Genomic DNA, 22,485 nt, shown 5'->3' with positions numbered 1-22,485 from the left:
GCTATGACCGACATCGCTGAATTACCGGCCTGGCTGACCGACTTTCGCCATGAACTGCATCGTTTCCCTGAACTCTCTAACCAGGAGTTCGCCACCACCGCCCGTCTTCGTGCCGCGTTGGAAACCTACCAGATCCGCATTCTGCCGTTAGACTTGCCGACCGGGCTGGTCGTTGAACTGGGCGGGCAACAACCGGGCCCGTTGATCGTCCTGCGCGCGGATATCGACGCACTGCCGATTGATGAAAAATCCGGCGTGCCGTTCAGCTCAGAGCACCCCGGCGTGATGCACGCCTGCGGCCATGATTTCCACAGCGCCTCAGCGCTGGGCGCAGCGATTTTGCTCAAACAGCAGGAGAGCAGCCTGCCCGGACGGGTGCGCATTCTGTTTCAACCCGCGGAAGAGACCGGACAAGGCGCACCAGCGGTGATTGCCGCGGGCGCGCTGGAGGGGGCAACGGCGATTTTTGGCATCCATAATGATCCGGCGCTACCGGTGGGCGTTATGGGCAGTAAAGCCGGCGCGCTGACTGCGGGCGTTGACCGCTTCCGCATTGATATCACCGGCACCGGCAGCCATGCTGCGCGCCCGCATGAAGGCAACGATCCGGTGGTGATCGCCGGGCAACTGATCTCTGCCCTGCAAACCCTGATCAGCCGTAACGTTCCGTCCGATGAAAACGCCGTGCTCTCCCTGACTCAGGTGCACAGCGGCAGCACGTGGAACGTGATCCCGGATAGCGCCTGGCTGGAAGGCACCGTGCGTACCTTTAGCCAGACGGTACGTGAACAAATTGAGCAACGCATGCGTGATGTGCTGACAGGGCTGGCCGCCGCGTTTAACGCGCACATCACGCTTGACTGGCAGCCCGGCCCGCCGTCGGTGGTGAACAGCGAAGAGTGGGTCGCGCTGGCGCTGGAAACTGGTCAGGAGGCAGGTTTTGACGCCCGCCGTATCGCCGCGAATCCGATTGGCGAAGACTTCGCGTTTTACCAGCAACGTCTGCCCGGCGCGTTTATCATGATTGGCTCCGGCGGCCCGTATGCCCTGCATCATCCCCAGTTCCGCGTGGATGACGCCGCGCTGTTCCCCACCGCACAGTGGCTGGCGACGCTGGCGGTAGAAGCGCTGAAAAAGGCGGCAGCATGAGCGATATCACCCAGGCTGTCGCCCGGCTGATTGTCGACACGCAGCCGGATGATGCCGCCCGTGAACAGGCGCGGCGCGGTGTGCTCGACTTTTTCGCCGTCGCCTTGCCGGTGGTTAACGGCGCGTTACCTGACGCCACCTTAGCGTCATTGCGCCAGATCTGGCCGGGGCAGGACGCGCAGTCCCGCGCGCTGCGTCTTGGCTACAGCGGACATGCGCTGGATTTCGATGATTTTCACCCGGACTTTCGCGGGCATGTCGGGACGGTCATCCTCCCGGCGTTGCTGGCGCTGTCGGCAGAGAGCGCCATCATTGAACCGACGCAGTTTCTCGATGCCTTTGCGCTGGGTGTGGAAATGGCAGGCCGCCTGGGTCTGGCGGTCGGCAGCGGTCATTATGTACAGGGCTTTCACAACACCAGCACCCTCGGCGTGCTGGCAGCAGCAGCGGCCTGCGCCCGTCTGGTGAAAGCGGATCCTGCGCAAACCGCGAATATCCTCGCCATTGCCGCCACTCAGGCTGCCGGGTTACGCGTGCAGTTTGGTTCGGATATCAAACCGCTGCATGCCGGGCTGGCGGCACGGGCGGCGGTCACCGCCGTACAACTGATGCAGCATGGCGTCAGCGCGCAAACAACCGGCGCGCTGGAGAGTTTTCTCGCCGCTTACAGCCCCACAACTGCCCGCCCGGCGTTGCTCACTGAATGCTGGGGCGCACCGTGGCGCATTGTTACACCGGGACTGGAGTGTAAACCCTGGCCGACCTGTAGCGGCACCCACGGCGCTGCGCTGGCGGCACTGACGCTGCGTGAGAAATGGCTGGCGGCAGGGTTTTCCATTGCGCAGTTACACCGCGATGTGGAGCGGATTGAGGTGGCGTTTCCGCCCGGCGGCGATGTGGCGGCATTTATTCATACCCCGACCAATGGCGTTGAAGCCCGTTTCAGCCTTGAATATGTGATCGCCGAATGCTTACTGGACAATGATTTGCCGTTGAGCAGTTTCGCCCCCGGCGACGTCAAACCGGCTACCGCCGCGCTGGCGGCGCGTGTCGTGCGTACGCCGGATCACAACGCGCCGCCGGACGCGCTCAACCCGGCTGCGCGTTTTCATCGCCTTCGCGTAACCACCCGCGCCGGGGTGATACTGGAAACCGAAGCCACACGCCAGATGCTGTTGGCAAAAGGCGTGGATTTAGCAGAGAAACTGCGCCGCTGCCTGCCACAAGCGGATGATGCCACCCGCAACGGCTGGCTTACGCTGACCCGTCTGGAGAGCGCCCAGGCGCTGCGTACCCTACAGGCGCTCCTGCTGGTTTAGGGGCACAAAAGCCTGCACCTCGCCGACATCGCCGGTAAACAGAGACACCTGAACGACAGTGATCTGCCCGCTGCACCCTTGCCCCAGCGAAGAGGTACCGATGTCGCGCGTCAGAACGTTGGGGTTACCATGACGACACAGTGGGCGTGCAGCCAGCGGATCCACCGGATCGTACCAGGCACCGGTCGGCAGTTGCACCACGCCGGGCATGATGTTCTCCGACAGCGTCACCGCCGCCAGCACGGCACCGCGCAGGTTATGCAACATAATCATCGCCCCTTCGGTAATACCGCGTGCAGCGGCATCGGTCGGGTGCATCATGCACACCTCTTTACCCTGCTGTTTATGCCGTGCACTGTGTCGCCCGTAGTCGAGCTGGCTGTGCAGGCGGGTGGCGGGTTGATTGGCAATCAGCCACAGCGGATGCTGGGCGTCGGGTTGTTCGTCCGGCGTCAGCCACACCGGGTGACCGGGGCAGTCGGCATAGTTGAAACTGGCGATGGTCGCCGAATAGATCTGGATTTTGCCATCCGGCGTCGGTAAGGGGTGCGCATCGGGATCATCACGAAAACGGCGCATCATGCGCCCGCCATCGTCCACCTGCGGCAACGTCAACACGCCCTGCTGCCAGAAGCGGTCGAAATCGGGCGTATTCACCCCTTCCTGCGCCAGTTTTTTCTGCATCTGCCCGTACAGATGTTGTAACCACTCACGCACCGTACGCCCCTCGGTAAACGCCTCTTCACGCCCCAACCGAGCGGCAATATCCCGGAAAATAGCAAAATCATCCCGCGATTCGCCCCACGGCGCAGCCACCGGATGCATGGCGAACACATGTCTGTCGGTTGGCGCGCCACCCACGTCTTCGCGCTCCAGCGTCATGGTGGCGGGTAAGATCAGATCCGCATGACGCGCGGTCGCCGTCAGGCTGTGTTCGTGGACAATCAGCGTATCCAACTGACAAAACGCGTGGCGCAACCGCGCCAGATCCTGGTGATGATGGAAGGGGTTACCGCCCGCCCACCACGCCAACTTAATGTGCGGATAGCGGCGGCGCTGGCCGTTAAAATCAAAGGGCGCGCCAGGGTTGAGCAGCATATCGGCGATACGCGCGACCGGAATAAAATCATCAACGCCATTGTTGCCCTGCGGCAGCGAGGGGAAAGAGACGCGGTTAAACGCTTTCCCGTAGTGGCCCAGCGCCCCCAGCGCATAGGCATAGCCACCGCCGGGCAGACCGGGTTGCCCCAACGCCGCGGCCAGCACCATGCCCAGCCATACCGGCTGCTCGCCGTGCTGCGCACGTTGTAACGAATGGGCGACCGTGACCACCACGCGCTTACCGTGCAGGCGCTGCGCCAGCGCAACAATGTGTGCGGCAGGCACGCCGCAAATGGCTTCCGCCCAGGCGGCATCCCGCACCGTGCCATCCTGCGTACCGTTCAGGGAAGCAACCAGCGTTGGCCAGCCGGTGCAGTAACGCGCCAGAAAATCTTCATCGCTCAGCCCGTGTCGCCATAAGGTGTGCAAGAGCGCCAGCATTAATGCCGCATCGGTACCCGGGCGCACCGGTATCCACTCCCCGGCAGCTTCATCCGGCAAGTCATGGCGCAATGGGCTGATGGAGATAAATTGCGCGCCGCGTTCGGCAGCCTGGCGCATATACCCACGCTCGGTGTGCTCGCTCATGCCGCCGCTGGCGACCTGCGAGTTTTTCAGCGCCAGCCCACCGAAGGAGAGGACAATATCACTGTGTTCGGCAATCTCACGCCAGCTGACACCGCGCCGGGAAATCTCATCCTGCGAGGCGACAATATGCGGCAGGATCACGCTGGCCGCCGCAGAACTGTATGACCATACCGAGCGGACATAACCGCCGATGGTGGTGTTCAGAAACCGGTGCACCTGGCTCTGCGCATGGTGGAAGCGCCCGGCGCTGGACCAGCCATACGAACCGCCAAACACCGCCTGCGGGCCGAAGCTCTCCGACACCCGCTGCAACTCCCTCGCCGCCAGATCCAACGCCTGCGCCCAGCTAATGGCAATGTACTCATCGGCCCCGCGCCGCGCGTCCGGGCCTGGCCCCTGCTCCAGCCAGCCTTTGCGCACCATCGGCCTGGTCACGCGTGCCGGGTGGCGCAGCACATCGGTAAAATTGTCCAGCAACGGGCTGGGATCGGGATCGCCAGAAAAGGGCGTAATGTGCAGTTCATCCCCCGCCGGGGCGGCAGTAAACGCTCCCCAGTGGGAGCTGTGCGTCACGGGCGGCATAGTTAAAGCACCGTGGAGAGAAAGTGGCTGACGCGGGCATTGGCGTTATTTTCCAGCACCTGGCGCGCCGGACCGGAGGCGATCACTTTTCCCGCTTCCATAAACACGATGTTATCCGCCACTTCGCGGGCAAAGCCGATTTCATGGGTGACGATCACCATGGTGATGCCGGAGTGCGCCAGCGCTTTGATCACCTGCAACACTTCCCCCACCAGCTCCGGGTCAAGCGCCGAGGTCGGCTCATCAAACAGCATGACTTCAGGATCCATCGCCAGCGCGCGGGCAATCGCCACGCGCTGCTGCTGACCGCCGGAGAGCTGCTGCGGCCAGTCATTTTCCCGCCCGGAGAGCCCAACCTGTTGCAGAAGCTGGCGCGCCTTCGCCACCGCCTGCGCCCTGGGCTGCTTTTTCACCCGGATAGGCGCATCGATAATGTTTTGCAGCACGGTGCGGTGCGGGAAGAGATTAAATTGCTGGAACACCATGCCGATACGGCTGCGCTGGCGGGCGATTTTGCTGTCGCTCACTTCAAACAGCGCCTGACCTTTTTGCTCATACCCCACCAGTTCGCCGCCGATGCGGATTGTCCCTGCATCCAGTTTTTCCAGGTGGTTAATGCAGCGCAGCAGCGTCGATTTCCCCGAACCCGATGGACCAAGGATCACCGTTACCGACCCGGCATCTAAATCCAGATCGACGCTATCGACCACCGTCTGACCGGAGAAACGCTTGGTGATATTGCGTAATTCAATTGCCTCAGCCATTACTCACTCTCCTGGCGTTAAACAGATACACCGGCAGCCTGCGGGCAAACCAGACTTTGGCTTCAACGCGCTTTACGCCCCGGGAGAAGTAGCGTTCGACGTAGAACTGCCCGACCGACAGTACCGACGTCAGCAGCAGGTACCACAGCGTGGCGACCAGCAGCAGGGGGATCACTTCATAGGTACGTTGATAGATAATTTGCGCCGAGTAGAGCACATCCTGTAATGAGATAACCGACACCACCGCCGTGGTCTTCAGTTGACCAATCACCTCGTTACCGGCGGGCGGCAGGATGGCGCGCATCGCCTGCGGCAAAACGGTATGGCGGAAAATCTGCCCGCGCGAATAGCCGAGCGCCCGCGCTGCTTCCAGTTGCCCATTCCCCACGCTCTGGATGCCCGCACGGATGATCTCCGCCGCATAGGCGGACTGGTGCATCACCAGCGCGATCACCGCTGCGCTAAAGGGGCTTATCAACGCGTTCGCCGGAGAACTGTAAAGCTCCCCCAGCCCCGGCAGGCTAATGGCGATGGTTGGATAAAGCGCCGCCACGTTGTACCAGAGGAAAAGCTGCACCAGCATCGGCACGCCGCGGAAAAACCACGTATACCCCCAACTTACTGCCACCAGCACCGGGTTCGATGACAGGCGCATCAACGCCAGCACGGTGCCGCCAGCAAAGCCCAGCACGACGGAAATGGCGGTCAGTTGCAGGGTCATCACCACGCCGCTGATGATGGAGTCTTCGGTGAAGCTTTGCGCCACCACGCCCCACTCAAAACGCGGGTTGTTGAAAATGGAGTGCAGCAAGCCTGCCAGCAGCAGTAAAACGAACAGGGCGCTGAACCAGCGCCCGTAGTAGCGTTTACCGACAATGCGCAACGCGTCCTGCGAGGGTGAAGGTGTGGTGTGCGCCATCAGAAAATCTCTTCGTTACGTTTGGACTCTTTTACCGCGCCGAAACCAATCGACCAGTGGTCGAGGATCTTCTGGTAAGAGCCATCTTTGATCAGGGAGTTGAGGGCAGCCTGTACGGCCTCTTCCAGCCCGGAGCCTTTCGGGAAAGCGATAGATACCGGTGCGTCGTTAACGCTGATTTGCCCGCTCATGGTCAGCGGTTTCACTTTACTGACCTGCCAGGTCAGACCTTCGTAGGGGCCAAAGAACATCGGTACGCGCCCGCTGACCACCGCCTGTACACCTGCCGGACGGTCCGGAAAGACGGCGACTTTAATCGGCGCTTTACCCTGTGCTTCACACGCTTTGCTGCCTTCGTTCAGACGGTTGATTTGCGTGGTGCCCGCACCTGCGCCAATCTCTTTGCCGCACACCTGCGTCAGTTCGGTAAAGGCGGGAATGTTTGCATCCTGACGGGAGATAATGCCAAGGCGGGACGCATCGTAATAGCTGACGAAATCCACCTGTTCCAGGCGCTTTTGGGTGGCATTAATGTTGGCAAGCGCCACATCGTAGCGGCCGGATTTCAGCCCCGGAATAATATTGTCGAAACCGCCGGTATCGTGCCACTGCACTTTTACGCCGAGGCGTTCGGCAACCGCGGTCATAATATCGATTTCGCGCCCGGCCAGCGTTTTATTATCTTCCTGATAAAACGTTGTTGGCGGCGTATTTGGGTTGGTGCCTGCAATAATATAACCGCGCTGGATAACCTCCTGCGGTAATTTCGCTTTTAGCGACGCATCTGCCGCAATAGTAAACGTGGTTTGCGCCGGAACGCTCTGTTCAGCGGCATTAACCTGTTGCACGCCACTTATTGCGAGGAGAATGGAGAATACGCCGTATTTATTCATATTGTGGTCTGTCCCCTGAAAAAGAAAATAACTGCCAAATATATTGTGTGAATTACATTCTGTTAGAGCACGGAAAACGAGGGAAGCAATAAAACCAGAAAAGCAATGCTGCAAATTGCATAAGCCAGTACGCACGCGTAATCAGGCAACAATTGGCAATGCGCGCTCTCGCTCAGGTGCTAGCCTTGATCCATTGGTTAAATCCCTCACATCAGGAGCAGACGATGAAGATTGATCTCAGCGGAAAAGTGGCGCTGGTGACGGCGTCGACGGGCGGTATTGGTTTTGCGATTGCCAAAGGGCTGGCGGAAAGCGGCGCGGCGGTGATCCTTAACGGGCGCAGCGAAGGTTCAACCCGTAAAGCGCAGGCCGCGCTGGCAACGCAGGTTCCGGGCGCAACATTGCGCACCGCTATCGCCGATCTGGGCTCTGCGCAGGGCGTGGAGGCGTTGCTCAACGCGGCGGGTGACGTAGACATTCTGGTGAATAACGCCGGGATTTACGGCCCGCAGGATTTTTACGCCACCGATGATGAGACCTGGGAAAACTACTGGCAGACCAATGTGATGTCTGGCGTGCGCCTCTCCCGCGCGTTACTCCCGGCGATGGTGAAAAAACAGTGGGGACGGGTGGTATTTATCTCGTCCGAATCGGCGCTGAATATCCCGGCGGACATGATCCACTACGGCGTGACCAAGACGGCGCAACTGTCGCTGGCACGCGGGCTGGCAAAATTTGTCGCCGGTAGCGGAGTGACCGTCAACAGCGTCTTGCCGGGGCCGACCATGTCCGACGGCTTTGCGGAAATGATGAAAGAGGAAATCGAAAAAACCGGCAAGCCGCTGGAGACACTGGCGAAAGAGTTTGTGATGGCCCATCGCCCGAGTTCAGTTATCCAGCGCGCCGCCACGGTTGAAGAAGTGGCGAATATGGTGGTGTATGTCTGCTCGCAACAGGCTTCCGCCACCTCCGGCGCGGCGCTGCGCGTGGACGGCGGCGTGGTGGACGATATTGTCTGACCGGTTCCGGCTGGCCTCAGGGCCAGTCGGGATAAAAATGCCCCATCAGGATCATAAACAGCGGCGTCGTTACCGTAGAAAGGAGAGTGGACAGCAGCATGCTGGTCGCGGTCGCGCCTTGCAGCACCTGGAATTTTTGCGCCATCAGATAGACGTTCACCCCCACCGCCATCGACCCCAGCAACACCACCACCTGACTTTCCGCCCGCGGCAGATGCAACAGGTATGCCGCCGCCCAGATAAGCCCCGGCATCAACAGCAGTTTGAGCAGACAAATGGCGCTGCTCTCACGCAGGCCTTTGCGAATCTGATAGCGCGAGAGGCTCATGCCAAGGGTGATCAGCGTTAACGGCGCGGCAACCTGCGCCACCATGCTGACCGGTCTGTCCAGAAACTGCGGCAACGGGCGGTGAAGCGCAAAACTCCAGAAAAACCCGGTGAAGATGCCAATAATGATCGGGTTGCGCAGCACGCTTACCAGCGTCTTGCCGATCCCGCGCGCCGAGAAACTGCCGTTCTGCGCCCACTCGACGGACACCGTCACCAGCGTCCACAAAATCAGGCTGTTAAACACCAGTACCAACGCCACCGACGCCAGGCTCGCCTGACCAAGCAGAATGATCGCCACCGGAATACCGAGCATCACGTTGTTGGAAAATATGCCGCCCAGGCCAAACACCGAGCCGGAAATCGCATCCAGATGGAACAGGTTTTTCGCCACCACGCGGCCAATAACATAGATGACCAGGCAACTGCCGAAATAGGCGATCAGCAGCCGCATATCCACCGGCGGACTTTGATAAAACTTACTCATGACTTTGAACAGCATGCAAGGAATCGCCACGTTAAAGCAGAAGCGATTTAACCCCTCGTTGACCGACTCCGGCCAACCGGCAAAGCGGCCTAAGCCATATCCCAGCGCGATCAGTAAAAAGAGCGGCGCAGAGAGGAGCAGTTGCTGCGCGAGTTGCCCGAAAAATTCCGCCGTATCCATCCCTTACCCTGTCTGTATTAATGAAATAACTGATAACGTCTTGTTTTTCACAGTATATGGGGACGCAACCGCGCCGTCAGTCCCTGATGGCGGAAGATCCGCGCATTTTTGCGTTTTTCTTTTATTGAAAAGTTATTCGTTTCGCTAACTATATAGTTTCACTGGGTAAATATAACATTGAGCAACAATATTAGTAACAAGATATTTCTAATATATAACAAATATGTAATTTTATTCGTATAATTCTGCTATCTATTTTTTCAAGAAGGCTCACCTGCAACCTGAATTCACGCATTTATTATCACGGCAATTATTAGCCAAATAGTAAAAACAAATAATTATAGTTCGAGGTTAACTCCATGATAGCACTGAAAGCATCCGTTGTGGTTGCTGGCTGCGCACTGCTTTTATCAGGCTGCGCTTCCTATGACAACACAGCCTGTAATAATGCCTTCACCGCCGGGCAAAATGCCATTAATAATAAAAACTACGATGCCTATCTGAATAATCGTCAGTTAATGTTGCAACTTTGCTATTCCAGCCGGACGGAATATAAAGTCACCAATGCTGTTATGGATTACGACACCGGATTATTTAAAAAATTATATGACGATAAAGACTATGTGAATTTAATTAAATTCACCGAGCAGCAATTCGCCACCAGTGATACTAAAGATTATTTCTATCATCTTCTTATGCAATATCAGTACTATAGCGGGCTGGCAAAACAACAGGCCAGTAGTAATAAAACGCAGGCCATCAGCACCCTGACCAGTTATGAGTCGCTGGTGACGCGTTATGCCCGTGAATTAGGCACTGCGCATGCGAATTACCTGTATGCATCCTCTTACAAAACCCACAGCGAAATTGGCGATGTCTCCAAAACGTTGCTGGATAAATTCGTCACCGCGCTCAACCTGACGCCGCTGGCAAGCAGTGATATGTATACCGCAGCGATGAACCTGGCGCGGGACCTGAAAAATAACAAACTGGCCAGCCGCCTGGGAACGCAGTGGTCCACGCTGAACGGCGCATGGGGCAGTGTTGATGAGGGCCACCGCGTTGTCGCCGACAGCAATAAACTCAGCGAAGTGGCGGCCATTCTGAAGAAGAAAGGCTTTGGCGATATGTCTGACGCCACCGCCGCACTGGCGGGCACGCGCCATAAAACGGAGGTAAGCAACCAGCAATACGCTGCGCAGCAGGCGCAGGCGGAAGCGGAGCGCGCTCAGGCAGCCCAGCAAGAAGCGCAGCAGCCATCGCAGGCCGATATGCTGGTCAACGCGTTTACCAGCGTCGCCAGCAGCGCCATCGTAGCGCATGCCTCCGGCGGCAGTGTTTCGCAGGCTGTCGGTGCGTCGCTGAACCAGGCAGCGCTGGACGCGAATGCCAGCAGCAACAGCAGTTATTCGTCGCCCTCTTCCGGTTCCACCGCGACAGCGTCTTCTGCGGGCAGCAGCAGTGGTAGCAGCAGCGGAGCCAGACCGGCGCTGTCGTCAGAAGCGATGGCTATCGACCTGAGCGGTGATTGTGATACCGCCGAGCGCAAAGGCACTGAAGCGGCAGAGAAGATAGGCGCGCAGGCGCAATCGTCAGACGCGGGTATTTGTAGCTCCGGTAAAGGCGCCAAACTGCTGGGAGAAATTACGGTTCGCGTCGCGCAGGCCTGTAAAGTTCGCCCGACATGGCAACAGCTGGAAGATCAGGGGTATGAGATGATTAGCCAGGCTCAGCAAACCATTGACGGTTCCTGCTCGCCATAACACGCCGTTCCCCGCGCACCCGGCGCGGGGAAGGTTCACGATCGTTTTTTCTTTTGCTTCGGCGCCCAGGCAGAGTGGTCGCACACATAAATTTCATTCAGCGGTAGATCGAGCGGGATTTGCTGAATGACATCGGCGATTTCGTCATACGGCGCGGGCAGAGAAAACGACAGCCCGTAATCCCCATCAACAATCAGCGAACCATTAACAATGCGCAGCTCTTTGGCATGCCGGATAAGCGCTTCCATCGTCATACCGGGGTATAACGTGCCGTTGTACTTTCCGCAGTAATCTTCGTTGCCACCCACCGACACGATAATATCGTCTGGCGTAGTCGAGATAATCAACGCGCCGTGATCGAGCGTATAACCATGCCTTTTTTCTTCTGACGGAAACGGCAGAGAATATTGTTTAATATCCACATCATAGCGGCTGAATATGTCATCGAGATAAAAATCGATCGACTGCCCTAAACAGACATTGCCCATTGATTTAAAACTGATGATATCTGCATTTATGTCGACCATGCGATCCCTCTCTACCCTGCAAATACCGCTAACGGAGCCTGTATTGACATTAGGCGATCTTTTTTAGCTGAGCAATTTCATCCGCACTATTGCTTCATTTTGAGCATCGACAGGGAACAAAACACACAGAGTAGTGGCCGTGCAGATCATTAATAAATGTGTCTATTTTTATTCTAACTATTTATTCTGATCATAATCACACCGGTTTTGTATTATTTCGTGCCCATGTCCTGCGCGATTTTTAGGATAATTCATTCGAGTAGCGAAAACTGAACGAGGATTCAGGAATATCGGGGTTCTTTTGGTCGGATTCGCCAGCATCCCGTTCGTACCTCATCCAGGACAGAGCCTGACATCGTGCTCCCGTTCGGGATGCGCGAAGCGCTTACCGCATCGTCTGCGGAAAAATGCCAGGTCGGTATGTACCCGCTGTTGTCGTACCTGTTTCCGCCAATCACTCTGACGAACATAAGGCAATCGCCTCAGTCCCCGGCCAGATCGTTTGCACTACGCAGATCGGTTCCTTACTCTTGCGACGGCTAATAGATGCTGGCGAACGTACTGCGATTGCTTGTGATCAGTGGTGTCTGTACCGGCGGGAGCTTCTCATATACCCGAACAGGCGTGACATTATCAGCCGCGTTCCGCTGATGGGCATTTATCAAACCAGGAGCGCATGAAATTCAGCGCCGAGAGTGGATTATGGGTCGGCTTCCTTGACTACTTACGCGGATTAGACAGTCCTCACAGCGGCAATAAACCGGAGCCGTATTACTTCATAATAGATTGGGAGAAGCGTGAAGATTATTTCCAACTTAACATTTATTAATCACTACTAACTCTTAAATATTTCACATTATTACCCTTTATTAATATTTTTATTTTGTCAGTATCAACACCATTTAATGAATTTATTTCACAAACCTCAATCAACTCATGAATAAATATAAGCGCATCATCTTTATTTAAGATGCAATCGGCACGATAATAATCCTTTATTTTCCTAAGTTGTTTAAAACCACTCCATCTTGTGGCGTTAGAAAAAATCATGGAATGTAAAGACTCACTGATATCAAAATGAAAAAAATTCATCTTCTATATTTATATAGAAATCTAATGACATAATCACCTCACGATATTACATCTTTTATTTTGGCATCCTAAATACAAGTTCGGGTCATAATAGAGGAAGGTGTTGTAGTGCAGTCCCGTTTCACGGTCCAGGTACTGACCCTGGAAACGTAGGTTCTGCGGGATATCCCAGTCAAAATTAATAAGGAAAAGATGCACTGATATGATAATAAAAACCAAAAAACTCACACTCTTCTGTGGGATAAAAACAAATAACTAGTGATATATATAAGGGAAATATCTTACGACCTTTAGGAATACACTCCACAGTATGAAAATATTAGCCTACCCAAGCACTGTATTTTCATCGTCAGCAAACCAGGTAGAATGCTATAAAAAATAGTAACTCGGTGTCATTTCTTTTTTTCAAGATAAAATTTCAAATACTTTTTAGGGTACTCTTTAAACGGCCTTTCCTTACCATAATCATAAGCCACATCAAAATTTTTATAAGCTTCATCGAGTTGTCCAAGCTCATATGCAGCCATACCGATATCCATAAAAGGCCCCACATCAATATCAGAACTTCTATATTTTAACTCAATATCTGCCCATTGTTTTGCTTTTGAAAAATCTCCCAATGCGAAATATGCATTAAAGTAACATCCGGCCAGCCATGCACTTATCATTTCCCACTCGAATTTTGGCTCCGGTAAAATAGTGTAAGCCTCATCATATTTTTTAATTGCTTCTTTAAATTCCTTATTATCATCATGTTCATTTCCAGCCGAGATAACATCGATAATACGGCTTTCCAATTCAGCATCAAATTGTGATAACTCTTTCATATTGTCTCCTAAAAATACTGCGAGCTCTCAGCAGAGCTGATAAATGTAGAAGGGTCTTTGTAAGTTTCAAGCAGTTTTTCCCCCTGCGAGCGGTTATGTCCAAAATATTCAAGGTAGAAATCGAAATATCTTGAAAAAGGCCGGCTATTAATTGTAATTACTCATACAGCTTAAATCACATATTTTTAAAATGAGTACTGCATCTCCTGATGTTAAATGCAACACCTTACGATTTTATATTAGTATTTTTCAGCCGTACGCTATTCTCATCCAACCTTAAGGTAATGAAAAAAATAAAACCAATTAAAACATCATCACTTTCACAAAAAAAATCATGAAAAACACATTGAATTTAATGGTGAAAAATCAATTCACCAGTAATGGCAAAGCTTTATTTCGCTGCATATAAGAATACTTTCAAATGTAAAACAGTTGATTACTCGTGGTGTCTAAAGTATTAAACCGGCCTGCACCTGCATTGTTGTACCGGCCGGGGAGCTTATAATAAGCAATAAGAAAAAAACCTCCCAAGGATCAGTTGCATTAACTAATAACAATCTATTTTAGGTGGATATATGTTATTTTATTCACATAACCATTATCAATGTCATATTCCTTTATAGTATCGATGTAATCAATTAAATCTGAATCTGATATTTCACGAAGAGTGGCCGGCCTAATTTTTCCTTTCAAAGAGAAGTTACAACTCTTGTCAAAATCTCCGACATTTTCTATTGTACTCCAAAACATAGAGTATTCTTGGCAATAGAAATATATTTCATTATTATAAAACTCTGGAATTATACAAAACTCAACTCCGTCGCTTTGTCTTTCAAATGCTTTGGGATCGCGATTTACAAAATAAACTTCTTTCATATTCTCTATTTCATCCTCATTATTTATAAGGGAAAAGCCGTAATTACTCTGTTCGAATTTGCTTCAGTTACTATTCTTATCGTATTTAGCGGCTGGCCATGACCAAGAAGTGATGGATTACCACCCTGCCAACCCGCATTAGGAGATGGTATATCATAAACCCATCGATTACCCTGGATCTGCGGCGTTATTCCTTGCTCTCCGCCCCTTATCCATGCATCAGCGGTTTGATTAATTGCATCGTGATTGAACACTCCGTGCGGGACATTTCTGTTTGGATCATTCACTCCATGTCTCCTAACATGGTCCTTTCTACTCAATCCATGAGGATCTTTCCCTCCCCAATCTAATGGGCCGCGACAGACAAGCCCCAACGGATCAACCCATCCCAACGGGTCAATCACATAAGTATAGGTATTCAGCCCACCCTGCAGCCCGATGGGGTCCATCTGGGTGTAGCAGCCGCCGGTGGGGTCATAGTAGCGGAAGGTGTTGTAGTGCAGTCCCGTCTCGCGGTCCAGGTACTGACCCTGGAAACGCAGGTTCTGCGGCACGTCCCACTCCGCATGCACGCTTTCGCGCTGGCTGCGTCCCCAGGCGGTGGAGGTGCCGTGCCACACGACTTCACCGCGGCTGTCGGTTACTTTCTCCGGCAGGCCGTTGATTTCCGTGTGGTACCAGTACATCTCCGCGTGCTGCTGGCGGCTGTCGATGCGTGCCAGCGGCTCGTAGCTGTTTTCCGTGTAGACATACTGCACCGCCGCATCCGGGTCGCTGTCGCTGCGCTCGCCCACCATCTGTAAACCCGACCACGCGTACTGCGTGCGTTCCGGTTTACGGGTATGGCGTCGCCACACCTGTTTCTCCGTGCGGCGACCCAGGGCGTCGTAGCGGTACTCTGCCCGGGTGAACGCCGGGTCACCCTCAATCACCACCGCGCTGATGCGCTGCTCATCGTCGTAGCTGAAACGCTGTGTGATGCCGCGATGGCTGTCGTGGCGCTCCGTCATCCGGCCAAAGCCGTCATACTCCCGGCGCACTCCGTCCAGCCGTTTTAACAGGTTGTCCCACACCGGCTGTAAATCCGGTGTCGTGCGGTTATCCGCCGCGTCATACCAGAAACGCTCTTCCCCGCCCGGCTGAAGGCTCTGCGTCATGCGTCCTGCCGCATCGTAGCCCCACAGCGACTGACGGTATTTCTCCGCCGGGGTCGCCGGTGCACCGTCGGTGTACATCTGGCGGATAATCTGGTCGGCGCGGTCCCACTGGTAACGCCGCTCAAACACCAGCCGGTTACGCACATTGTCCATGCAGCGGCGCTGCGTGATGCGCCCCGCAACGTCATACTCCGTATCCAGCGCCAGCGCCCCCAGTGTGCGCTGCGTCTCCCGGTGCAGTTTATCGCGCTGATAACCCGTCACCGGCAGCGTTTTACCGCCGAACGAAAGCTGCATCTCCAGCAGGTGCCCGGTGCCAGCGGTTTGCAGTGATCCTTAATATTCAGGTGGTTTTAAAGTTATTTTTGCTTTCAATAAATAATACCAAACCAATATTGTTCAGCGAGGTACCATAAACTCAAAAAGAGGATCTTCCTGTGTAGTAATAATATACTCTGGCAAGATATTTTCCGTTACAGGAACAATAATTAAAGGAATTATTAGATCATATTTCTCTATCGGCCCCCTAAGAAAATCCAATAAATCCATTTTTGCAGCCTCTACAACATTCCCTGTAAAAAAAATACGTTTCCCCTTTCGTCTGGGATCATTATTCATCACTAAATAGTGATTATCAGATAACACACTGTCTAGCTGATTAAATTCAAAAAGACCTTTTAATTTATACTCTTTCTTTATTTCAAAATACTTCATGAAAATTTCGCGGGCGTGCTCCCGCTCTATAACATCTGATTTTCTCAAACTCGAAAAATCATAATCCATATATCCAAGCGATTCATTCATACTCTAACCTCTGTTAATGCGGGACATCATAGAATACATGACCATCTGCACCATTGTTGTACCATTTCACATGATACAAATCTAAAATGCTACCCTCATCCTGCATATGCTGCTCATATCCTTTCGTATATTTTTCGTTTCCAGACGAGCGACTATAGGTGTTTTCTTTATATCGATTCATATTTCCTTGGGCTTCTTTTAAAAGTTTTTTTGCATCTGAACTAGATTCAACTCTAACTTGAAACTTGCGCCCATCTCCTGAACCGTTTACAACCTCTTGCATCTCTTTAATAGCCTGCTTCCATGCCTTTGTTCCCGGTTTGATCACTTCCATTTGTGACGCAGAGAATGGATGATCTTTTGCAAATTTACCTTTAAAGAAAGCAGGAGCGCACATCAACCCCAACGGATCCACCCATCCCAGCGGATCCACAACATAAGTATAGGTGTTCAGCCCGCCCTGCAGCCCGATGGGGTCCATCTGGGTGTAGCAGCCCCCGGTGGGGTCATAGTAGCGGAAGGTGTTGTAGTGCAGTCCCGTTTCGCGGTCCAGGTACTGACCCTGGAAGCGCAGGTTCTGCGGCACGTCCCACTCCGCATGCACGCTTTCGTGCTGACTGCGTCCCCAGGCGGTGGAGGTGCCGCGCCACACGATTTCACCCCGGCTGTCGGTTACTTTCTCCGGCAGGCCGTTGATTTCCGTGTGATACCAGTACATCTCCGCGTGCTGCTGACGGCTGTCGATGCGCGCCAGCGGCTCGTAGCTGTTTTCCGTGTAGACATACTGCACCGCCGCATCCGGGTCGCTGTCGCTGCGCTCGCCCACCATCTGTAAACCCGACCATGCGTACTGCGTACGTTCCGGTTTACGGGCATGGCGTCGCCACACCTGTTTCTCCGTGCGGCGACCCAGTGCGTCGTAGCGGTACTCTGCCCGGGTGAATCAGAGATCGCTTTTGATGAATGATAACTTTTTATAATTATCAGCTATAAGTGGGTATACACAACCATCCTCTCGAAGAGAGATATGGACATCCAAATCTCTCTTATAACCTCACAAGAATAAATCAATTCCTTTTGCATTTTTATTTAAAAGAAAATCTCTAAAAGTTTGAGATATTACTAAGCTTGAGCTATGTTCTTGGCATCTGGCTAAACTAAAATTCTCGGAGATACCATTTTTAAATACTATTTTATTGAATTTTCTTGGCCCATTTGGTAAATAGCTCAATATTGGCTGACTGTCAGAACGTTCCATATCTATGCATGAAATCATATCGATTACATTTAACACTTTGTAGCCAGAATGCTCGACATTATTAACATGCATAGTTGCATCAAGCAATTGTATACCGCTAAGAAAGTCATTGACGTCTAATAATAAGGATGCGAGACGAGGTGATATAACTAAAGGTCCATCACTAAAATAAAAATCATATGAAAACAGATTATTTTCACTGACTTTATTTTTTAAATAAAAATCAAAATGCTCCTCCCTACTAAACTCAGCACCTTTCAGAAAATCACTGGCCAAAATGTTTGAGTGTTTGTACTCAAACCAATATTTGTTTGGATAACTCGGTGATATTTTGAGCTCGAACATAATTAGCACCTCCCTCTTTTTATGGAATTTTTATTCAGTACAGTTTTACCATTACGCAAATCAGCACGCTCATTTTTAATGATCCCATCAACAGCGAGTCTATAGTCTTCTTTCGTCCAATTATTATCACTGCCATATTTAAATACTTCAGTCATTTGTTCTTTAATATTTTGTGTATAAACTGGATGGGACCCACTATGGATTGTTCTTACAGGATGATAATCTGCCGATTTAGGTAAATAGATAACATTTCTGACATCATGAATATTATAATCAGCGGCTTTGAGCAAATCATGCCCTTTAAGCTGTTGCGGTATTACATGATGTTTTTGAAAACCATCAATACCAGGCATAGTGTTATATGTCCATAACCCCAACGGGTCCACCCATCCCAGCGGGTCAATCACATAAGTATACGTGTTCAGCCCGCCCTGCAGCCCGATGGGGTCCATCTGAGTGTAGCAGCCGCCGGTGGGGTCATAGTAGCGGAAGGTGTTGTAGTGCAGTCCCGTTTCGCGGTCCAGGTACTGACCCTGGAAACGCAGGTTCTGCGGCACGTCCCACTCCGCATGCACGCTTTCGTGCTGGCTGCGTCCCCAGGCGGTGGAGGTGCCGTGCCACACGACTTCACCGCGGCTGTCGGTTACTTTCTCCGGCAGGCCGTTGATTTCCGTGTGGTACCAGTACATCTCCGCGTGCTGCTGGCGGCTGTCGATGCGTGCCAGCGGCTCGTAGCTGTTTTCCGTGTAGACATACTGCACCGCCGCATCCGGGTCGCTGTCGCTGCGCTCGCCCACCATCTGTAAACCCGACCACGCGTACTGCGTGCGTTCCGGTTTACGGGTATGGCGTCGCCACACCTGTTTCTCCGTGCGGCGACCCAGGGCGTCGTAGCGGTACTCCGCCCGGGTGAACGCCGGGTCACCCTCAATCACCACCGCGCTGATGCGCTGCTCATCGTCGTAGCTGAAACGCTGTGTGATGCCGCGATGGCTGTCGTGGCGCTCCGTCATCCGGCCAAAGCCGTCATACTCCCGGCGCACTCCGTCCAGCCGTTTTAACAGGTTGTCCCACACCGGCTGCAAATCCGGCGTCGTGCGGTTATCTGCCGCGTCATACCAGAAACGCTCTTCCCCGCCCGGCTGAAGGCTCTGCGTCATGCGTCCTGCCGCATCGTAGCCCCACAGCGACTGACGGTATTTCTCCGCCGGGGTCGCCGGTGCACCGTCGGTGTACATCTGGCGGATAATCTGGTCGGCGCGGTCCCACTGATAACGCCGCTCAAACACCAGCCGGTTACGCACATTGTCCATGCAGCGCCGCTGCGTGATGCGCCCCGCAACGTCATACTCCGTATCCAGCGCCAGCGCCCCCAGTGTGCGCTGCGTCTCACGGTGCAGTTTGTCGCGCTGATAACCGGTCACCGGCAGCGTTTTACCGCCGAACGAAAGCTGCATCTCCAGCAGGTGCCCGGTGCCGTAACGCAGGTACTGCATCTGCCGCCCGTCCGGGAAAGTGGTCGCACTCAGGTTGCTTAATGCATCGTACTGATGCTCATATTTGCCGGACGCGTTCTCTTCACTGACCAGGTCGCCGAGCTTGTTGCGCGTAAGGATGATGGTATCGATACTCTGCGGCTCGCGCATATCGATAACCGACTGACGCCACTCGCCGTAGGCATAACGGCGGATTTCCGTCGCCAGCGCACTGTAGCGGTACTCGGTGCGGTGCTGTTCGGTTTCCCGCGCCACCATGCGCCCGAGCGCGTCATATTCGTAATTCACCACCTGCGGCGGCAGCGCACTGCCGCGGGCAGGGTGACGGGTCATCGTCGCCACCTGCTGCGCGGTGTTGTACTGGTATTCGGTCTGCCGCCCGGCGTAATCCTGCTGGCGGGTCAGCAGCCCGGTGGTAGTGTAATCAAAACGCCACTGCTGATTGTTGGCATTGGTCAGCGTGACCAGGCGGCCAGCGCGGTTAAAGGTAAAACGGGTGACTTGCCCGGCGGAATCCACCGCTTCGGTGACCTGGCCGCGCGCATTCAGCGTGACGTTGCGCTCCAGCATGCCGTCGATGTTCTGCCCGCACAGCAGCCCGGCTTTGTTGTACTTAAACAGCATCTCGCGGCCGTCGGCACGCACAAAGGTTTGCAGGCGCGATGCCGCGCTCCAGCGGTAACGATCTGTGTTGCCCAATGGATCGGTCACAGCCGCAAGTCGGCCTGCGGCATCGTACTGGCGGCGGCTCTGGTGACCCGAGCAATCTTCTTCACGGATCAGTTGCCCCAGTTCATCCCACCAGAACCGGTGGCTGTTCTCCAGCGCATCGATGCGGCGGGTTAAATCGCCCTGATCGTTCCACTCAAAGCGGGTTACGCCGCCTTCCGGATCGGTCAGCGCCACCACATCCCCCGCCAGGTTGTACTCATAGCGCCAGGTCGCGCCGTCGGGTAACACCTCAATCGCCGGGAAATCGTACAGCGGGTGCCAGGTGGTCATCCTTGCACGATCCAGCGGGTCGCGCTCCAGCGTCAGGTTACCGCGCTCGTCCCAGGTGTATTCCCAGCGGCCGCCGTCCGGTTGAAGAGCAGAACGCAACTGTTCGGCATTCCCCGCCCAGTTAAATTGCCAGTGACCGCCGTGCACATCGGTATAGTCGGTGATGCGATACAACGTATCCCAGTGATGTTCGCTGACCACGCCTTCATCATTGCTGACCCGGGCGTAGCGCTTTTGCTCGTCGGCGTCGATACGCCAGTTCTCCAGCACCGCGCCTTGTTCATCGTGCACCTGATAACCGCTCACGCGCCAGTGTTCAGAGCCCGCCTCCGGACGCCACTGGTAGTGCACCGTTAAGCCGGTAGAAAAACTGTGCCAGGCCAGCATGTCGCTGGCACGATCCCAGCCAAACTGGCGGGTGACCACACCGTCGGCGTCCGTCACTGTAATCAGTTGCCCTTGATCGTTATAGCGATAAGAGACCAGCAGACGGCGCTCGCCTGCGCAAATCTGGTACACCGCGCTCAGTCGCCCGAAGCGGGATTCATACTCCAGTTCCACGTCCAGCGCTTCGTTATCACTGGAGATGCGTGTCAGTTGACCCTTTTCGTTCCAGCTGTAGTAGTGGGCGTTCTCATGGCGGTCATAAATGCGCTGGATACGCCACTCACCCGATCGCGTCGGATCCGGTTCATAGATTTGGTGCTCGCCGTCGCCGGTTTGCATGGCGATGATCCCGTTCGGGCTGGCGAAGATCCGCATGCCATCTTCCGGGTAGAAGATCATATCGCCGACCAGCACTTCGCCCAGCCCCAGTTCACGCCCGCTCATATCGCGGAAGATCATCTGGTTATCCGCCAGGCGCAGGAAGCGGGTTTCAAACGGCATCATCCAGCCGGTTCCGAGGATGCCGGTGGCGCGATTGCGGCTGTGGTAGATACGCTGCCAGTAGAGTGGCATGCGATCCGGCAGCACAAAGTCGAGATCCTCTTCTTTGGCGAGAATTTTGCTGCCAAGGGGAATATGGACCGGGAAAAAGGTGTGCGCTGCACTGATTAGCGCGGCTGAAAGGGTATCGGAGACAGCAACGCCACCGAGCAGACAGAGAAACTCTTTTGCCAGCCCGCGCAGCAACTGGCGTTCACAGGCGAGCTTCGCCAGGCGCGACAGCGCGCCAAGGCCGACGCTGCCCATCAGGTTGCCCAGCAGGTAAGCCAGCTGATTTTTGCCGCTGTGAATATCGCGCACCGTAATGGTATCGCCACCGATCCGCACGCGCGGGTCGTCACTGACTTTAATTTCAGCTTCGCAGGTGCTTTTCTCACCGTTGCGGGCGGCTGGCTGGTTGTTAATTAAGACTTTTTTTGAGCCCTGCGCGACAAAGTTGCTGCTGGTGACCATATGGCCTTTTTTACAGTCAACGTTGTCTTTCGGCATGGGAGTCGCATGAGGATTCGCGCTTTCCACCACCGGTTGTGTGAGGGTTTCCCAAAAGCTGGTGCCCCACTTTTTCAGGTCGTCGAGGGTGATATCTTTGGCGCGTTCGGCAACCGCCATCATCACACCGCCAGGGGTGAGGATCGTTTTCGCTGCCGTGGCCGCGACGGCAAGCGCAACCATACCGACAGCGGCCCAGTCGATGCCTTCATCGGCAGCCGCGGGGCTGTTCAGGTAATCGCGATCCACCGTTCCGGCAGCGCGGGCGGCTTTTTTGCCCTTGATATGGACATTGTCCGAACCGGAAACAATGATCGCGTCCGGTGGCCCGGGGTCGATGAGCGCATCCACCACTTTGCCCGCGGCATTGCCGATCTCCTCCAGTTTGCCGCTAAAAATCAGTGCAGCAAGCCCGGCAAGCGCCACACCGGCAACCAGGAGGCCAACCCCCGTGCCGACAAAAGCGATAACGCCCCACACGATCGCCCCTTCCACCATCCCGCCAACAAAATCCGCCAGCGCAGAGCTGTGAATTAGCGGGTCGTCAATACGGGCAGCGATGTAATCCGTCAT

At 54.3% G+C, this 22,485-nt stretch carries 15 protein-coding genes and 3 pseudogenes; 4 read left to right on the top strand and 14 right to left on the bottom strand.

All coding sequences use genetic code 11. From position 1 onward, the window contains the following. The first annotated feature begins 3 nt into the window (after window positions 1-3). Together N7922_RS01405 and N7922_RS01400 are read left to right on the top strand one after the other, a co-directional pair. Window positions 4-1,149, top strand: a complete 1,146-nt coding sequence (locus tag N7922_RS01405) for an amidohydrolase (RefSeq protein ID WP_263098928.1) — start codon at window positions 4-6, stop codon at window positions 1,147-1,149. Further along, window positions 1,146-2,468 carry an MmgE/PrpD family protein gene (locus N7922_RS01400; protein WP_263098927.1) on the top strand — a complete coding sequence of 441 codons (1,323 nt, stop codon included), beginning with the start codon at window positions 1,146-1,148 and terminating at the stop codon, window positions 2,466-2,468. The genes N7922_RS01405 and N7922_RS01400 overlap by 4 nt, the downstream gene beginning before the upstream one ends. On the opposite strand, the gene N7922_RS01395 is transcribed toward N7922_RS01400, so the two are convergent. From N7922_RS01395 to N7922_RS01380, 4 genes are read right to left on the bottom strand one after another with little or no spacing between them, the layout of a single operon-like run. Further along, window positions 2,445-4,739 (bottom strand): molybdopterin-dependent oxidoreductase, encoded by a 2,295-nt coding sequence (locus N7922_RS01395; RefSeq protein WP_263098926.1) that lies wholly within the window; start codon window positions 4,737-4,739, stop codon window positions 2,445-2,447. The genes N7922_RS01400 and N7922_RS01395 overlap by 24 nt on opposite strands. A 2-nt stretch (window positions 4,740-4,741) precedes the next feature. Beyond that, on the bottom strand, window positions 4,742-5,503 hold the full coding sequence (locus N7922_RS01390) for an amino acid ABC transporter ATP-binding protein (RefSeq protein ID WP_263098925.1): 762 nt from the start codon (window positions 5,501-5,503) through the stop codon (window positions 4,742-4,744). Further along, a complete protein-coding gene (locus tag N7922_RS01385; RefSeq protein ID WP_263098924.1) occupies window positions 5,496-6,422 on the bottom strand; it encodes an amino acid ABC transporter permease in 927 nt (308 codons plus the stop codon). The genes N7922_RS01390 and N7922_RS01385 overlap by 8 nt, the downstream gene beginning before the upstream one ends. Next, entirely contained in the window at window positions 6,422-7,315 is an 894-nt protein-coding gene (locus N7922_RS01380) for an ABC transporter substrate-binding protein (protein ID WP_263098923.1), read from the bottom strand. The genes N7922_RS01385 and N7922_RS01380 overlap by 1 nt, the downstream gene beginning before the upstream one ends. A 224-nt stretch (window positions 7,316-7,539) precedes the next feature. Here N7922_RS01380 and N7922_RS01375 point away from each other — a divergent pair, with 224 nt between their 5' ends. Beyond that, on the top strand, window positions 7,540-8,334 hold the full coding sequence (locus tag N7922_RS01375; protein WP_263098922.1) for an SDR family NAD(P)-dependent oxidoreductase: 795 nt from the start codon (window positions 7,540-7,542) through the stop codon (window positions 8,332-8,334). A gap of 16 nt (window positions 8,335-8,350) precedes the next feature. Here N7922_RS01375 and N7922_RS01370 read toward each other — a convergent pair whose 3' ends face one another. Then, window positions 8,351-9,328, bottom strand: a complete 978-nt coding sequence (locus tag N7922_RS01370) for an AEC family transporter (RefSeq protein WP_263098921.1) — start codon at window positions 9,326-9,328, stop codon at window positions 8,351-8,353. 359 nt (window positions 9,329-9,687) lie between these two features. On the opposite strand from N7922_RS01370, the gene N7922_RS01365 reads away from it, so the two are divergent. After that, a complete protein-coding gene (locus tag N7922_RS01365) occupies window positions 9,688-11,091 on the top strand; it encodes a hypothetical protein (RefSeq protein ID WP_263098920.1) in 1,404 nt (467 codons plus the stop codon). 35 nt (window positions 11,092-11,126) lie between these two features. On the opposite strand, the gene N7922_RS01360 is transcribed toward N7922_RS01365, so the two are convergent. The 9 genes and pseudogenes from N7922_RS01360 to N7922_RS01320 form a co-directional block, all read right to left on the bottom strand. Beyond that, window positions 11,127-11,618, bottom strand: coding sequence for a hypothetical protein (locus N7922_RS01360; protein ID WP_263098919.1), 492 nt, complete (start codon window positions 11,616-11,618; stop codon window positions 11,127-11,129). A 1,173-nt stretch (window positions 11,619-12,791) separates the two neighbouring features. Beyond that, window positions 12,792-12,881 (bottom strand): annotated as a pseudogene (locus N7922_RS25285) (RHS repeat-associated core domain-containing protein); the annotation flags it as partial. Between the two features lie 221 nt (window positions 12,882-13,102). Further along, a complete protein-coding gene (locus N7922_RS01350) occupies window positions 13,103-13,537 on the bottom strand; it encodes a hypothetical protein (RefSeq protein WP_263098918.1) in 435 nt (144 codons plus the stop codon). Window positions 13,538-14,095: 558 nt separating this feature from the next. Next, complete coding sequence (locus N7922_RS01345; RefSeq protein ID WP_263098917.1) at window positions 14,096-14,413, bottom strand: hypothetical protein; 318 nt, start codon at window positions 14,411-14,413, stop codon at window positions 14,096-14,098. A gap of 362 nt (window positions 14,414-14,775) precedes the next feature. After that, a pseudogene (locus tag N7922_RS01340) lies at window positions 14,776-15,888 on the bottom strand (RHS repeat-associated core domain-containing protein); the annotation flags it as partial. 81 nt (window positions 15,889-15,969) lie between these two features. Then, the gene (locus N7922_RS01335) at window positions 15,970-16,374 is read right to left on the bottom strand and encodes a hypothetical protein (RefSeq protein ID WP_061492697.1); all 405 of its coding nucleotides are present in this window, start codon (window positions 16,372-16,374) and stop codon (window positions 15,970-15,972) included. Between the two features lie 397 nt (window positions 16,375-16,771). Beyond that, window positions 16,772-17,317, bottom strand: a pseudogene (locus N7922_RS01330) (RHS repeat-associated core domain-containing protein); the annotation flags it as partial. Between the two features lie 111 nt (window positions 17,318-17,428). Next, window positions 17,429-17,977: an imm11 family protein gene (locus tag N7922_RS01325; RefSeq protein ID WP_263098916.1), complete on the bottom strand. Its 549-nt coding sequence runs from the start codon at window positions 17,975-17,977 to the stop codon at window positions 17,429-17,431. Window positions 17,978-17,979: 2 nt separating this feature from the next. After that, complete coding sequence (locus N7922_RS01320) at window positions 17,980-22,485, bottom strand: RHS repeat-associated core domain-containing protein (RefSeq protein ID WP_263098915.1); 4,506 nt, start codon at window positions 22,483-22,485, stop codon at window positions 17,980-17,982.

The sequence above is a fragment of the Kosakonia sp. ML.JS2a genome (assembly GCF_025642095.1).
Lineage (GTDB): Bacteria > Pseudomonadota > Gammaproteobacteria > Enterobacterales > Enterobacteriaceae.
Note: the sequence above shows the minus strand (reverse complement) of the source record. Positions and strands in the feature narration are given on the sequence as shown.

What these genes read in the sequence shown, in the direction of transcription:
- N7922_RS01405 (WP_263098928.1), top strand. Translation starts at nt 4, where the DNA reads ATGACCGACATCGCTGAATTACCGGCCTGGCTGACCGACTTTCGCCAT.
- N7922_RS01400 (WP_263098927.1), top strand. Translation starts at nt 1,146, where the DNA reads ATGAGCGATATCACCCAGGCTGTCGCCCGGCTGATTGTCGACACGCAG.
- N7922_RS01395 (WP_263098926.1), bottom strand. Translation starts at nt 4,739, where the DNA reads ATGCCGCCCGTGACGCACAGCTCCCACTGGGGAGCGTTTACTGCCGCC.
- N7922_RS01390 (WP_263098925.1), bottom strand. Translation starts at nt 5,503, where the DNA reads ATGGCTGAGGCAATTGAATTACGCAATATCACCAAGCGTTTCTCCGGT.
- N7922_RS01385 (WP_263098924.1), bottom strand. Translation starts at nt 6,422, where the DNA reads ATGGCGCACACCACACCTTCACCCTCGCAGGACGCGTTGCGCATTGTC.
- N7922_RS01380 (WP_263098923.1), bottom strand. Translation starts at nt 7,315, where the DNA reads ATGAATAAATACGGCGTATTCTCCATTCTCCTCGCAATAAGTGGCGTG.
- N7922_RS01375 (WP_263098922.1), top strand. Translation starts at nt 7,540, where the DNA reads ATGAAGATTGATCTCAGCGGAAAAGTGGCGCTGGTGACGGCGTCGACG.
- N7922_RS01370 (WP_263098921.1), bottom strand. Translation starts at nt 9,328, where the DNA reads ATGGATACGGCGGAATTTTTCGGGCAACTCGCGCAGCAACTGCTCCTC.
- N7922_RS01365 (WP_263098920.1), top strand. Translation starts at nt 9,688, where the DNA reads ATGATAGCACTGAAAGCATCCGTTGTGGTTGCTGGCTGCGCACTGCTT.
- N7922_RS01360 (WP_263098919.1), bottom strand. Translation starts at nt 11,618, where the DNA reads ATGGTCGACATAAATGCAGATATCATCAGTTTTAAATCAATGGGCAAT.
- N7922_RS01350 (WP_263098918.1), bottom strand. Translation starts at nt 13,537, where the DNA reads ATGAAAGAGTTATCACAATTTGATGCTGAATTGGAAAGCCGTATTATC.
- N7922_RS01345 (WP_263098917.1), bottom strand. Translation starts at nt 14,413, where the DNA reads ATGAAAGAAGTTTATTTTGTAAATCGCGATCCCAAAGCATTTGAAAGA.
- N7922_RS01335 (WP_061492697.1), bottom strand. Translation starts at nt 16,374, where the DNA reads ATGAATGAATCGCTTGGATATATGGATTATGATTTTTCGAGTTTGAGA.
- N7922_RS01325 (WP_263098916.1), bottom strand. Translation starts at nt 17,977, where the DNA reads ATGTTCGAGCTCAAAATATCACCGAGTTATCCAAACAAATATTGGTTT.
- N7922_RS01320 (WP_263098915.1), bottom strand. Translation starts at nt 22,485, where the DNA reads ATGACGGATTACATCGCTGCCCGTATTGACGACCCGCTAATTCACAGC.